The sequence below is a fragment of the Pedobacter lusitanus genome (genome assembly GCF_040026395.1).
Classification (GTDB): Bacteria; Bacteroidota; Bacteroidia; order Sphingobacteriales; family Sphingobacteriaceae; genus Pedobacter; species Pedobacter lusitanus.
The window spans coordinates 5,520,059-5,534,443 of sequence record NZ_CP157278.1 but is presented as its reverse complement, the minus strand read 5'-3'; the positions used below and the strand labels follow the sequence as shown (position 1 = coordinate 5,534,443).

The window sequence follows — 14,385 nt, the reverse complement described above, 5'->3', positions numbered from 1 at the left end:
TGCAAATGACCAGGTACGATCATCCCTCCATTTTCGGCAAGATTCTGCTGCCTTTTTGCATAGGAATTTCGGTTCTGCATGGACAAGAGAATACCAAATTAAATTTGCCTGTATTATTTATATCTGTTTCTATATTTATTTTAATATTAACAATCAATAATTTATACAGATTACTTAAAGTTTATAATCATAAGACAATTAGCTCAGTTTTAATCTATCTGTTCTTTTTATCTTTAGGGATACTCTGGTATTGTAATGCCAGTCAGCTTGAAAATTCCAACAATTTTTCGCGTTATCCCGCAGAATTTCTGCGTATATCTGTCGCAGATGAACCGCAGCAGCAAGACTCATTTTTAAGATTTAAAGCGAAAGTTTATACCGCTTACCAGGCAATGCAAAAACAGCAGACAACCGGATATTTACTGGTCACAATACTTCCTGGTTCAGGACATCTGCCGGAGCTCCATTATGGAGAGATTTATTACATACCGGCAAACTACAAGACTGTCGAACCTCCATATAACCTGGCAGAGTTTGACTTCAAATCGTGGCTGGCCCTGCAGCATATTCATCATCAGATACGCCTTGCCCCCCGGGAGCTGGTCTCTTCAAAAGAGTATAAAGGTTATGCCTTAATCAGATTTGCACTGGCATTCAGAAAAAAACAGGTCGATGTGTACAGAAAGCTGATCAGCGATGATAATGCTTTTTCTGTTGCCTCCACACTGATCCTTGGCTACAGGGCAGATTTAAACGCAGAGACCCTTAGCGCTTATTCAAAAACAGGAACTATTCATGCACTCTCCGTTTCAGGAATGCATGTAGGCATTATCTACCTGGTCCTAAACCAGCTCTTAAAATGGATGGACAGGAAATTGATACTAAAGTGGATTAAAGTCATCATCCTGCTTACACTAATCTGGTTTTATACTTTGCTGACCGGTTATTCTGCATCCGTTTTACGATCGGCCGTCATGTTATCCATGTTCATACTAGCCAGATCAGCTCATCAGCATACCGACAGCCGCCATATCTTATATTTCTCGGCGTTCTGCCTTTTACTCTACGACCCTTTTTTACTCTGGGATATTGGTTTTCAACTCTCTTATTCGGCCATTTCGGGATTGATATTTTTACAGCCTCAACTGGAAAAGCTGATCAGATTCAAATCATACCTGCTGCAAAAACCAGCGGGTCTATTGTCGCTTTCTGTTTCGGCTCAGGTCTTCACCTATCCTTTAAGCTGCTATTATTTTCACCAGTTCCCGGTGTTTTTTATGATCAGCAACCTGTTCATTACACTTCCAGTCATACTTTTGATGTATATTGGTATTATTCTCTTAATCTTTGATTTATACTGGCTATCACCACTGTTTGAATGGCTGATTATTTTCATGAATGAGGGATTAAAAAAAATAGCCGCTCTCCCCTACTCCAGCATCAGTGCCATCTGGTATACCACTACTGAACTGCTGCTGCTTTACCTTTTCCTGTTTTTATTCTTAGCTGCCCTGTCGCAAAAAAACAAGCTGCTGCTAACGTTTTCTTTATTACTATTCACCGGCTTTCAGACCCTGCAGACACAGGAGCAGATCAGGGCAGCACAGCAACACCAAATCATTCTTTTCAGCCTGAACAGAAACTACGCAGTAGGGATCATCAGTGGCCGGAAAGCAGTCTTAATCACAGATCTTAAACCCGGTGATCGGGCTTTCAGTTTCCATATACAGCCGGCACTGAACAAACTGAGAGTCGGTAAGATTACCTGCATAAAATGGAAGGAGAACATCCACTCAGATGAGCTGACAATTAAAGAACATCAGCTCCTGTTCAGAAACTTCAGGGTATTACTCCTGGACACTTCATTTAACCACCAAAAGATAAAGCATAAGCCAGTATTTGATGCAATCTGGATACATGACCAGCCAAAAGTAAAAATAACTGAACTGAGGCAGGATATCAGCTTCAGAAAAATATGGATAGATGCCAGCAACAGAAATTACGCTGTCCGGCAATATCTGCAGGACACTTTAAATTTTAGTGGATCGGCCATGGTATTAAGAAAAAATACGGGATATTTGATCGCTATCAAATAATTCATTTATAATCTTTATTCATGACATCATCCCTGGTATTATATACAGTAGAAAACCGTATTGCTACAATTTCACTAAACCGTCCTGATAAACGTAATGCCTTTAGTCCGGAACTGGTGAGTGCTTTAACCCAGATGCTTTTAACAGCATCCGACGATGAAGAGGTAAAAGTGATCATTTTAAAGGCCGTTGGTCCTGCTTTCAGTGCTGGTGCTGACCTTGCTTATCTGCAGCAGCTACAAAATAACACGCATGAAGAAAACGTGCAGGATAGTGAAAATCTAAAAAATCTCTTCACGACAATTTATTATTTGCCTAAAGTGGTTATTGCCCAGGTGGAAGGTCATGCAATTGCCGGAGGATGCGGGCTGGCAACCGTTTGCGACATTGTTTTTGCTGTTCCTGAAGCAAATTTCGGTTATACAGAAGTAAAACTCGGCTTTGTGCCGGCAATAGTTTCCTGCTTTTTAATGCGCAAAACCAGTGAAACTATAGCCAAAAAGATATTGCTGACAGGAGATTTATTTTCAGCAGAGCAGGCACTGGCCTATAATTTGATTACTTATGTAACAAATAAAGATGAAATTAGTCAGAAGGTACAGGATTTTGCGCAAAAGCTTTGCGATGAGGCTTCAGGAAACTCCTTAATGGTAACTAAACAACTGATTGGTCAGACTACGAATCCTGAATTGGAAAAGAGTTTGAATCTGGCAGTAAAAATCAATGCGCGGGTTAGAGAAAGTGACGACTTTAAAAAGGGAATCGCTTCTTTTATCAGCAAGGAAAAAATTAAATGGTAAACTATCAAAAACTAAAAATATGTTAAAATCGATTAAAACAAGTGTACTGGCTGTAATATTAATCAGCACTGCAGTGATTGCAAATGCACAGAAAAAAGTGAACGAAGGTACACTGACTTATGGTATTACCTATGATCTGACAGCTGAACAACAGTCAATGGCTTCACAGCTTCCGGCAGAAACTAAATTCAAATTCAACGGAAATATCCTGAAAATAGAAATGCAGCAGGGACCTGCTAAAATCACAATCATTTCTGATGGTATTCAGAAAAATGGCCTGGTACTGGTAGATGTACCACCAATTCAAAAGCAATATGCAGTAAAAACCACTAAAGAAGAAACTGAACAAACTATGGGTAAAACACCTGTATTAAGTGATTTCAAAGCAACTGGTGAGAAACTGAAAATAGGAAACTACAATACAGAAAAATACACTTACAAAGATGACAAAGGTGCTCCTTTTGAACTTTGGGCAACAACTGACATTCAGTTACCGGAAGGAATTATCGGTGAAGAATTCAAAGCTGTTAAAGGAACTCCTGTAAAATTCACCCGTGTACAAAACGGTGTAAAAGCAGTGATAACGATCAAAGCTCTTGCGGAAGACAAAGTAGGTCCTATTACCCTTGACGTACCTGCAGCTTATGAACTGACTACTATGGATGCTTTAAGAGCAATGGGTGGTCAGTAAGATCTGATTACCTCAAAAAAAAGCCCTCTGGAAGCTGCATTTAAACAATGTTGTTACCAGAGGGCTTTTTTTATGTCTATTTGCCCCAAACTGATAAATGGGTTTTAACCAGAACAAACAATGTATTACATTTGAATTACAGGAAAGATGAGAGAACCCCTAAAAACCGGGTAAAACAAAAATCCTGCAGGGACCACAGGTGCCAAACCAATTATAATTATTCAAAATCAAATGAAGCGGAAACTCATTATTTCAAAATTGACTATTGTCATCTTTGTTACTTCTTTTTACACCCTGCCGGCAAATGCCCAGCATAAAAAAGAAGGAATCAACTGGACTAAAGATGGTAACGGTTACTATCAGAATTCATACCGGGGAATAGAAATAGTCACTCTACCTAAAAACGAAACCAAAGTTTTAATCAGCAGCGCGCTGCTTACCCCGGCCGGACAGCACCAGCCATTAGCCATCAAGGATTTTGTGCTTTCTGCTGACGGAACCAAGGCACTGATCTATACCAACAGCAAAAGAGTATGGCGTTATGAAACCCGCGGAGATTACTGGCTGGCAGATTTAACTGCTAATAAACTAACGCAAATCGGAAAAGACAAACCCGCTTCTTCTTTAATGTTTGCCAAATTATCTCCTGATGCAAGTAAAGTTGCTTACGTAAGCGGACACAACCTCTATATTGAAGATATTAACAGCGGAACCAGTAAAGCGCTAACTACTGATGGTACGGAGAAATTAATCAACGGAACATTTGATTGGGCCTACGAAGAAGAATTCAACTGCAGAGACGGTTTTAAATGGAGTCCGGACGGCACTTCTATCGCCTACTGGCAGATTGATGCGGGTAAGATCAAGAACTTCCTGATGATCAATAATACCGATTCCATCTATCCGTTCACTGTACCTCTGGAGTACCCTATTGTAGGTGAAGATCCTTCTTCGTGCAAAGTTGGGATAGTCAATGTAAGTACCGGACAAACTGCCTGGGTAAAGGTTCCCGGTGATCCGATACAGAATTACATTCCAAGAATGGACTGGGTGCCTAATACAAAAGATCTGATTTTACAGCAACTGAACAGAGAACAGAATACCAGCCGTGTATTTGTGGCTGATACTCAATCCGGATCGGTATCAAATATTTATACAGAAACTGATAAAGCATGGATTGATGCTGCGCCGGAATGGCAATGGATCAACAATGGAAAAGAATTTATCTGGCCAAGTGAAAAAGACGGATGGCGTCATCTTTACCGCATCAGCAAAGACGGTAAAAAACAAACTCTGATTACCAAAGGTGATTATGATGTGATTGAAAGCAGCCTGGTAGATGAGAAAAACAACACTTTCTATTTCATGGCTTCCCCTGTAAATGCAACACAGAAATATCTGTATAAAACAAAACTGGATGGCAAAGGTAAACTGGAATCAGTTACACCATCTATATTTCCTGGAACACATAAATATGATATTTCTCCTAACGGTGTTTTTGCTCACCATAGCTATGAGAATGCAAATGTACCTGCCATCAGCGAATGGATGAAGTTAGACACAGGTAATCCTTTCACTATGGAAGGCAGTTTAACAAATCAGTTAGCCAGGATTAAACCACCTAAAAACAAGACTGAATTCTTCAAAATAAAAACTGAAGATGGCGTAGAACTGGACGGCTGGATGAAAAAACCGGATAACTTTGATCAGACAAAAAAATATCCTGTAGTATTTTATGTTTATGGTGAACCGGGTTCACAAACTGTGACAGATACTTATGGCGTTTCTTACAATTTCTTATATGATGGTGATATGCCAAAAGACGGCTATATCTATATTTCGATAGAAAATCGTGGTACACCAGCACCTAAGGGTCGTGAGTTCCGTAAATCTATCTATAAAAAGATCGGCACATTAAACATCCGTGATCAGGCAATGGCTGCTAAAGAAATTCTGAAATGGTCATTTGTAGATAAGGACCGTGTTACGATCTGGGGATGGAGCGGAGGTGGTTCATCGACACTTAACCTGATGTTCCAGTACCCTGAAATTTACAAAACAGGTATTGCAATTGCTGCAGTAGGCAATCAGCTTACCTATGACAACATCTATCAGGAACGTTATATGGGTTCTCCTTTAAAAACTAAAGAAGCCTATATTCAAGGTTCACCTATTACCTATGCAAAGAATTTAAAAGGAAACTTATTATATATTCATGGCACAGGCGATGATAATGTACATTATCAAAATGCTGAAATGCTGATTAATGAACTGATTAAAAACCAGAAAGTGTTTCAGATGATGGCCTATCCAAACCGTACACATGGAATTGGTGAAGGCGAAGGTACCAGAGAGCATCTTTCTAAAATCTACACTAAATTCCTGCAGACCAATTGTCCTCCGGGAGGCAAATAAGCCTGTTTTACTAAAAAAGCCCCTTATCCGATTACGAGATAAGGGGCTTTTTCAGTAAAACAGGAATTTATTTTCCAATCAGGCTCCCTGCCCTATATTGATCGTTAAGCCGCCATCCATCACATAAGTACTGCCTGTTACGTAGTTTGCTTCATCAGAAGCCAGAAACAATGCCAGATAAGCAATCTCCTCTGGTTTCCCTGCCCTGAGCAGCGGAATATTCTCTTCTGCACGCTCTCTGACCTTAGGATCATCTACTGCTTTCTGATTCATAGCTGTCAGAATCATTCCTGGTGCAATATTATTTACGTTAATCCCGAATTTCCCTACTTCCAGCGCAATTGTCCGCATCAGATTTTTGATCCCTGCTTTTGAAGCATTATAATCTGCATTACCCGGAGCATTAATTTCTTCATGAACAGAAGATATATTGATGATTTTCCCCGGCTTCTTCACTCCTTTGCGGTGCTGAATAAATTTCCTGCTACAGAAAAATGTACCATAAAGATTCGTTTTTATAGTTCTGTCAAAGGTAGCAGTATTCATTTCGTCAACCGGAATTCCGGAACCATTCACACCCGAATTATTTACCAGAATATCAATTCCTCCTAATTCTCTGATGACAGCCTCCAGCTTTTCTTCCACATCCTGTTCATTACTGACATCAAGTTTAATCAGCGTAGCTTCTGGCCCAAATTCCTGTACAGACTTCAACGCCTGCTGTCCTCTTTCTTCGTTGCTATGATAACAAACAATAACGTTTGCTCCGTTTTTAGCAAATTCAATTGCAATGGCACGGCCGATTCCGGAATCCGATCCGGTTACCAGTGCAATTTTGTTTTCCAGTTTCTTCATGTGCTGTATTTATCAATGATCTGCTGATCCTGTTTACAATTCAACTGTTTTAACTAACCCGGAAAGCGAAGATATGTTTTAGCTAATCTGACTCTTGACACAATCATTACCTGTAGCTAATAGTCAGCATCAAACTTTAAAGACAGCCGTTTGTTGTAAAGTCCAATGGCACTGATCTCATTTACGAATAAAGGTATATATTGTAAACAGGGAGGTTTTTACATCGACCCCTGGCATCCGGTTGATCTGGCTGTAACCACACATGGACATGCGGATCATGTAAAATCAGGCAATAAAGCTTATTTATGTCATGAGCTGACCAAACCTGTTTTACTGCAAAGACTGGGTGCTGATTTACCCGTCCAAACCCTGCCCTACAACAAGGAAATCACTATTAATGGAGTTAAACTGAGCCTTTTTCCTGCCGGACACGTAATCGGTTCTGCACAGATCAGACTGGAATATAAAGGTGAAATATGTGTAATTTCAGGAGACTATAAAGTGGAGTACGATGGTATCAGCACTGCTTTTGAACCTGTAAAATGCCACACTTTTGTTTCTGAAAGTACTTTTGGACTTCCTATTTATAAATGGCTGCCACAGCAGGAAGTATTTGGTAAAATCAGAAACTGGATTGCTGACAATCATGATCAGTTAAAAACAAGTGTATTAATAGCTTATAGCCTGGGCAAGGCACAAAGGTTAATTAAAAACCTTGCCGGTGACACCAATATCTATGTACATCAGTCTATTGCCAATTTAAATGATGGTTTTATCAGCGCTGGAGTTGATTTACCTCAAACCATCCGGATTACGCCGGACATCAGAAAGGAAGATTTACAAAAAGGTATAGTCATCGTCCCTCCGGCACTGGCAGATGGAAAATGGATGAAAAGCCTGATGAGTGCTTCAACAGGTATCTGTTCTGGGTGGATGCAGGTCAGAGCGGGCCGGAGATGGAAATCGGCCGATGCCGGATTTGCATTAAGCGACCATGCAGACTGGCCGGGTCTGTTATCTGCCATTAAAGCAACTACAGCAGAAAAAGTATTTGTTACACACGGATTCGTTTCCACCTTCACGAGATATCTCAATGAAACAGGGCTCAATGCCGAAGAAGTCAGTACCCGTTATGGTGAAGATGAGGAAGAAGAAATTTTAAAAGAAGCTTAATTTGAAAAGGTTTACTGAACTAATACAGCAGCTGGAAACGAGCAATAAGACCAACGATAAGATCGCGGCCCTGGTCAGTTATTTCAGCATGGCCGATGAAAAGGATAAACCCTATGTCATAGCTATGTTCACAGGTAAAAGACCTCGCAGACCAGTTACCACCGCCCTGATTAAAGAATGGGCTATAGAATTAAGTGGTATTCCGGCCTGGTTATTTGCAGAGTCCTATCATAGCGTTGGTGATTTAAGTGAAACAATTGCACTCGTACTTCCTCCGGCTAAACAGACCAGAGACCGTAAGTTACATGAATGGATTACAGACCTGGCTTTATTGAACGGACAGGAAGATGCAGTAAAAAAAGAATTTATCCTTCACGCCTGGGACAGTCTGGACACACAGGAACGTTTCATTTTCAACAAACTGATCTCCGGGAATTTCAGGATTGGCGTATCCAACAAAATGCTGGTCAATGCGATCGCTAAACAAAGTGATACAGACAGCAATAAAATCATGCACAGTATTATGGGGAAATGGGCTCCTGGTGAGATTACCTATAAAGAGCTGGTTGAAGGCGTACATGTAAATACAGATAATTCGTGGCCCTACCCTTTTTGTCTTGCCCATGCACTGGATACTGAACCAGAAATGCTTGGAGAAACCACAGCATGGCAGGCCGAATGGAAATGGGACGGTATCCGCGGACAGGTAGTCAAAAGGAACGGGGAATTGTTTATCTGGTCAAGAGGTGAAGAACTCGTTACAGATCAGTTTCCTGAATTACATTTTCTTAAAGATGAATTGCCTGATGGAACAGTACTGGATGGAGAAATCCTCTCTGTAAAAGATGGAAATGTTCAGTCCTTCAGTATTCTTCAGCAGCGGTTAAACAGAAAAGTCATCCATAAATCACAGCTAAAGGATGCCCCGGTAGGTTTTTTCTGTTACGACATACTCGAATTTCAGGGGGAAGATATCAGAACAGAGCCGCTGTCACAGCGTAGAGAAATACTGGTTAATATGCTGTCTGCATTAATAACCAGGAATATTGTTATTCTTTCGCCTGTTGTCAGTTTTGATACCTGGGCAGAACTGGCTGAAATCAGAAAAGGTTCAAGAGAAAACAACAGTGAAGGCCTTATGCTGAAAAAACGGGACTCTCTTTACCATAGCGGCCGCAAACGCGGTGACTGGTGGAAATGGAAAATCAATCCTTATACAGTCGATACGGTAATGATTTATGCGCAGAAAGGAAGTGGTCGCAGAGCTAATCATTTTACAGATTACACTTTTGCTGTCAGAGATGGTGAACAATTAATTACTATTGCTAAGGCTTATTCAGGTTTAACAGATAAAGAAATAAAAGAAGTTGATACATTCGTTAAAAAGAATGCAATAGAGAAGTTCGGCCCGGTCAGGACGGTAAAACCTGAACTGGTATTTGAAATTGCATTTGAAGGAATCGCTGAAAGCAAGAGACATAAAGCTGGTCTGGCTTTACGCTTTCCCCGTATTGCCCGCTGGCGAAAAGACAAAATAGCTGCAGAAATCAATACACTGGATGATTTGAGACAACTTTTAGCTTCTACCTTATGATACTCGAGAAAAGTAAAGGTTACAGACACGTGATCAAATGGCTGAAAAGTAAAAAGAAAAAGCCGTTTAAATTCCAGACTGATGCCTGGCAATACTACGCTGAGGGTTACAGTGGCCTGGTAAATGCACCTACCGGTTTCGGCAAGACATTTTCACTTTTTCTGGCTGTAATAATCGATGAACTGAATAATCAGCAGTCCCCTAAAACGAAGAAAACCAAAAGTTCAGGACTAAAACTGATATGGATTACGCCTTTACGTTCTTTAGCCAAAGATCTGGCAAGAGCGATGCGTGAAGTTTGTACAGAACTGGAAATTGACTGGCAGATTGGTGTCCGCAATGGCGATACCCCCCAAAACGAGAAACTGAAGCAGAAAAAACAAATGCCTGAGGTCCTGATTATCACTCCTGAAAGCATGCACCTTTTTCTGGCTCAGAAAAACGGCTCTTCCTATTTTGATCAGTTGCATTGTATCGTCGCTGACGAATGGCATGAACTACTAGGCAGTAAACGGGGCGTGATGACAGAACTGGCTATTTCCAGGATCAGAGGATTGGTGAAAGAAAAACATCCGGAAAGACTTTTAAGAATATGGGGCATATCTGCAACCATAGGTAATATGGACGAAGCCCTGGATGTTCTGGTTCCTTATCAGGATATATTAAAAACCACTGTTGTGGCCGATGTAGAGAAAAAGATAGAAATCAAGTCTATCCTGCCTGATCATATAGATATGCTGCCATGGGCCGGACACCTCGGACATAAACTTGCTCATAAACTGCTGCCCATTATTGAGAAAAGCAAAACTACGCTGATCTTCTGTAATACACGGGGTCAGGCAGAGCTCTGGTATCAGAATCTGCTGAAACTGGATGAAAACCTGGCCGGACAAATAGCTATTCATCATGGATCAATAGATTATGAATTGCGAAACTGGATTGAAGACGCAATTCATACCGGCATATTAAAAGCAGTGATCAGTACTTCTTCACTTGATCTGGGCGTGGACTTTAAACCTGTAGATACAGTTGTCCAGATTGGATCGCCCAAGGGCGTTGCCCGTTTTTTACAACGTGCAGGTCGTAGTGGTCACTCCCCTTACGAAACTTCAAAGATCTTCTTTTTACCTACCCATGCGCTTGAGCTCGTAGAAGCTGCAGCCATTAAAGAGGCCGCAAAAACTCAGAATATTGAAAGCCGTGAACCGGTGATTATGGCTTTTGATACGCTGATTCAGTTTATGGTTACCCTTGCTGTTGGGGACGGGTTTGACGAAAAGCAATTATATAATGAGATTAAAAGCACTTTTGCCTTCAGAGAACTGGAACAGTCAGAATGGAACTGGATGATGGCTTTTATTACTACCGGTGGTGACAGTTTAACGGCCTATACAGAATTCAGCAAAGTGGAAAATGAAGATGGCCTGTGGAAAGTTAAAAACCGTCAGGTGGCCATGAGACATCGTTTACATATAGGGACGATAGTGAGCGATGCCATGCTAAAGGTTAAATATCTGACAGGCGGATATGTGGGAATGGTCGAAGAATCATTCATTTCCAAAATGAAACCCGGCAACAGTTTTACTTTAGCTGGCAGGGTACTTGAATTTATCATGGTTAAAGAAATGACCGTGCTGGTGAGGAAAAGTAAACTCAAAAGTGCAATTACACCAAGCTGGTTGGGTGGAAGAATATCATTAACAGCTAACCTTGGTGCAATTTTAAGAAAAAAATACAACCAGACACTGGATAAAACTCATGAAGATGAAGAGCTGGATATTATACTGCCTCTGTTTGAACGGCAGGCCAGCGTATCTCATGTTCCCAAAGACGATGAATTTCTGATAGAACTGATTAAAACCAGAGATGGTTATCATTTTTTTGCTTACCCTTTTGAAGGCAGGCAGGTGCATGAGATTATGGCTGCCCTGATTGCCTATCGTTTGAGCAGGACTAAACCGATAAGTTTTTCTATCGCTATGAACGATTATGGTTTTGAGCTGCTCAGTGAACAGCCCATTCCACTGGATGAAGAAAATATAAAACTGCTGTTCAGTCCTGTAAATCTGGGAGAAGATATTGTAGCCAGTATTAATGCGACAGAAATGGCGAGACGTAAATTCAGGGATATCGCCTGTATTTCGGGCCTTGTTTTTCAGGGCTATCCGGGCAAATATGTAGCTAATAAACATCTTCAGTCTTCCTCATCCTTATTTTTCAACGTGTTTAGTGATTATGATAAACATAACCTATTATTGCGGCAGGCCTATGAAGAGGCTTTTTACCAGCAGATAGAAGAACCCAGGCTGGCAGCTGCTTTGCATAGAATACAAGCCGGAAAAGTAATTATTGTCAAAGCAGAGAGTTATACTCCACTATGTTTCCCTATTAAGGTTGATAGTTTAAGAGAAAATATGAGTACAGAAGAGCTGGGAGAAAGAATAGCTAAAATGACAGCTGAAGCAGATAAAAAGCAGACACAACGCAGAAAAAAGAATGACCATCAATTGTAAAGGAGAAGATCTGATATTAAGTCCGCAGAGGGCGATTTACTGGGGAGCAAAAAAGATGCTGATCATCAGTGATCTTCATTTGGGTAAAGGAGCACATTTCCGGAAAGCAGGCATTCAGATTCCTGTAAATATCAATACTGCAGATCTGAATAAACTAACTTCTCTGATTGATGAATTTACTCCCGACAGCCTGTTGATTACCGGTGATATGTTTCATCATCAGCTTAATAGCGAAACGGAAACTTTTCTTCGGTGGAGGGCTCAGTATCCAGAGCTGAGAATCATCCTGATCAAAGGGAACCATGATACGCTGAAAGATAAAGATTATACTACTTTAGCAATCGAAACCTATGACAAGGAGCTTTTATGTAAACCATTCCGGTTTATACACGACCAGCCGGAACTTACTGATGAGTACTATAATATTACCGGACATATACACCCTGGGGTAACTATATACGGAAAAGCACGCCAGCTGATCCGGTTACCTTGTTTTTATTTCGGAAAAACCTGTGCCATTCTTCCTGCTTTTAGTGTCTTTACCGGATTAAGTAAAATCAATGCGAAAGAAGGAGATCAGTTTTATGCCATTACACCTGAAAAAGTAATCCTGGTTTAATCTGCAGACTGAGCGATTAGTGAGAGTAACATATTGACAACAGTCTGATCAGTTTTAAAAGTCATATCGCTTTCAGACAGGTCATGAAGATGAATCCAGCGGAATGCCTGTAAAGTTTCAGGATCAAAATCGAATACTTCAGTTTTAAAGTTCAGTTTCAGCGTATCAACTTCTCTTACCAGATAGTAAATACTTATAATCTGGCTATCATTAAAAGAAGATTTTTCGTAGAAATCTGTTGTATAAAAATGACTTAGCACTTCAATTTCAGCATTACACTCTTCCATAAATTCACGTTTAAGTGCATCGATAAGGCCTTCACCATATTCTAATCCACCGCCCGGAAACTTGCTGAAGCTTCTGCCTCCGGATTGTTCGTCACTAACCAATATCTGATTATCTGCATTGATTAATAGACCGTAAACTCTTACATTGAAATAACTCATGGAATGAAATGTTTTGTATGCTGCTAAATTATTGTTTGCTTATCTGATAATCCGGATCGGCACAATAAGGGCACAAATATAAACAAACATATTACCCTTGCTATGATAAAAGCATTTTTATGTTACCGGCTAAAATGCTTTTTATTTTTAGTGGCATTTTCTATATTCCAGCCAATTTCTCCTGCAAATGCTTCTTGTCTTACCGGACAATCTTTGACTTTGCAATAATTGCAGCATTCAGGTAAACAAGGGTCTGCATGGATAAATAACTCTGTATTTCTTTCCCCGTTACCATTGATTAAATGATCAATTGATGAAATTTCAGTATGCACCTTATTCAGATCATAATAATAAGGAAGGGTAAGATGACAATCAATATGAAGATCTGAGCCATATTGCTGTGCTCTCAGGTTATGTACATCAATCCAGGATTCGTGTCTGTTTTGCTGAAGGATGTCTACGATCGTTTTAACCAGCTCCACATTACTTTCATCCATCAATCCCCCTACTGATTTTCTGGTCAGTTTATATCCGCTGTATACAATATAGAATCCGAGCAGAATAGAAATTACGCTGTCCAGCCAGTAAATCCTGGTCAGCTGAATTAACATGATACCTACAACCAGTCCTGCACTGGTAACTGCGTCTGTTAAAAGATGTTTACCGTCTGCTTCTAAAGTGAGTGAATGATGTTTTTTCCCGGTATTGATCAGATAATAACCAACCAGCATATTGATCAGTCCGGTAATTCCGATAATGATAGCACCGTCAACCAGCTGATGAATTTCTCTGGGAACAACAAGATCATATCCTGATTTGAAAATGATAATTAATCCGGCAATTGCGATGAGTACACCTTCGACAAACGCAGAGAAGAATTCTACCTTACCATGGCCGTAGGGATGATTCTCATCTTTGGGCAAAGTAGCCAGGTAGATACTGTAAAAAGCAAAACTGGTGGCCAGTACATTGACAATACTTTCAGCTGCATCAGTTAAAATTGCGTTGGAATGAGTGATAAAATACGCACCAAATTTGGCTAGCATCAAGATAACACTAATGCAAAGGGAAACGAGTATTGCTTTCTTTTTGGGTTGCAAAGGAAATGATTTAGCTCTCAAAAATACAGTTTCCAGACCATATTATAAAGTTGTTTCTATTTTATAGAATGACCCGATAATTA

11 protein-coding genes are annotated in these 14,385 nt (G+C 40.3%); 8 read left to right on the top strand and 3 right to left on the bottom strand.

The features are described from left to right. The first annotated feature begins 5 nt into the window (after window positions 1–5). The 4 genes from PL_RS23795 to PL_RS23780 all read left to right on the top strand — a co-directional run bounded on the left by PL_RS23795 (window position 6) and on the right by PL_RS23780 (window position 6,002). The gene (locus tag PL_RS23795; protein WP_348620535.1) at window positions 6–2,096 is read left to right on the top strand and encodes a ComEC/Rec2 family competence protein; all 2,091 of its coding nucleotides are present in this window, start codon (window positions 6–8) and stop codon (window positions 2,094–2,096) included. Window positions 2,097–2,116: 20 nt separating this feature from the next. Further along, on the top strand, window positions 2,117–2,896 hold the full coding sequence (locus PL_RS23790; protein ID WP_041877206.1) for an enoyl-CoA hydratase/isomerase family protein: 780 nt from the start codon (window positions 2,117–2,119) through the stop codon (window positions 2,894–2,896). Window positions 2,897–2,915: 19 nt separating this feature from the next. Then, entirely contained in the window at window positions 2,916–3,587 is a 672-nt protein-coding gene (locus PL_RS23785; protein ID WP_041877204.1) for a DUF4412 domain-containing protein, read from the top strand. Between the two features lie 231 nt (window positions 3,588–3,818). After that, entirely contained in the window at window positions 3,819–6,002 is a 2,184-nt protein-coding gene (locus tag PL_RS23780) for a S9 family peptidase (RefSeq protein WP_041877202.1), read from the top strand. A 78-nt stretch (window positions 6,003–6,080) separates the two neighbouring features. Here PL_RS23780 and PL_RS23775 read toward each other — a convergent pair whose 3' ends face one another. After that, window positions 6,081–6,857 (bottom strand): SDR family NAD(P)-dependent oxidoreductase, encoded by a 777-nt coding sequence (locus PL_RS23775; RefSeq protein WP_041877199.1) that lies wholly within the window; start codon window positions 6,855–6,857, stop codon window positions 6,081–6,083. Window positions 6,858–7,022: 165 nt separating this feature from the next. On the opposite strand from PL_RS23775, the gene PL_RS23770 reads away from it, so the two are divergent. From PL_RS23770 to pdeM, 4 genes are read left to right on the top strand one after another with little or no spacing between them, the layout of a single operon-like run. Next, on the top strand, window positions 7,023–8,030 hold the full coding sequence (locus PL_RS23770) for a ligase-associated DNA damage response exonuclease (RefSeq protein ID WP_041877194.1): 1,008 nt from the start codon (window positions 7,023–7,025) through the stop codon (window positions 8,028–8,030). 1 nt (window position 8,031) lies between these two features. Then, on the top strand, window positions 8,032–9,624 hold the full coding sequence (locus PL_RS23765; protein WP_041877191.1) for an ATP-dependent DNA ligase: 1,593 nt from the start codon (window positions 8,032–8,034) through the stop codon (window positions 9,622–9,624). Continuing rightward, the gene (locus PL_RS23760; protein WP_041877189.1) at window positions 9,621–12,137 is read left to right on the top strand and encodes a ligase-associated DNA damage response DEXH box helicase; all 2,517 of its coding nucleotides are present in this window, start codon (window positions 9,621–9,623) and stop codon (window positions 12,135–12,137) included. Before PL_RS23765 ends, PL_RS23760 begins: the two co-directional genes overlap by 4 nt. Beyond that, the gene (gene pdeM / locus PL_RS23755) at window positions 12,121–12,756 is read left to right on the top strand and encodes a ligase-associated DNA damage response endonuclease PdeM (protein ID WP_041877186.1); all 636 of its coding nucleotides are present in this window, start codon (window positions 12,121–12,123) and stop codon (window positions 12,754–12,756) included. The genes PL_RS23760 and pdeM overlap by 17 nt, the downstream gene beginning before the upstream one ends. On the opposite strand, the gene PL_RS23750 is transcribed toward pdeM, so the two are convergent. Beyond that, window positions 12,753–13,202: an NUDIX domain-containing protein gene (locus PL_RS23750; RefSeq protein ID WP_041877184.1), complete on the bottom strand. Its 450-nt coding sequence runs from the start codon at window positions 13,200–13,202 to the stop codon at window positions 12,753–12,755. The genes pdeM and PL_RS23750 overlap by 4 nt on opposite strands. A 122-nt stretch (window positions 13,203–13,324) precedes the next feature. Next, complete coding sequence (locus tag PL_RS23745) at window positions 13,325–14,302, bottom strand: cation diffusion facilitator family transporter (RefSeq protein ID WP_041877235.1); 978 nt, start codon at window positions 14,300–14,302, stop codon at window positions 13,325–13,327. Between the last annotated feature and the right edge of the window lie 83 nt (window positions 14,303–14,385).

Excerpts from the sequence above, each read along its gene's own strand:
- PL_RS23795 (WP_348620535.1), top strand. The coding sequence starts at position 6 with ATGACCAGGTACGATCATCCCTCCATTTTCGGCAAGATTCTGCTGCCT.
- pdeM (WP_041877186.1), top strand. The coding sequence starts at position 12,121 with ATGACCATCAATTGTAAAGGAGAAGATCTGATATTAAGTCCGCAGAGG.
- PL_RS23775 (WP_041877199.1), bottom strand. The coding sequence starts at position 6,857 with ATGAAGAAACTGGAAAACAAAATTGCACTGGTAACCGGATCGGATTCC.
- PL_RS23750 (WP_041877184.1), bottom strand. The coding sequence starts at position 13,202 with ATGAGTTATTTCAATGTAAGAGTTTACGGTCTATTAATCAATGCAGAT.
- PL_RS23780 (WP_041877202.1), top strand. The coding sequence starts at position 3,819 with ATGAAGCGGAAACTCATTATTTCAAAATTGACTATTGTCATCTTTGTT.
- PL_RS23785 (WP_041877204.1), top strand. The coding sequence starts at position 2,916 with ATGTTAAAATCGATTAAAACAAGTGTACTGGCTGTAATATTAATCAGC.
- PL_RS23760 (WP_041877189.1), top strand. The coding sequence starts at position 9,621 with ATGATACTCGAGAAAAGTAAAGGTTACAGACACGTGATCAAATGGCTG.
- PL_RS23770 (WP_041877194.1), top strand. The coding sequence starts at position 7,023 with ATGGCACTGATCTCATTTACGAATAAAGGTATATATTGTAAACAGGGA.
- PL_RS23790 (WP_041877206.1), top strand. The coding sequence starts at position 2,117 with ATGACATCATCCCTGGTATTATATACAGTAGAAAACCGTATTGCTACA.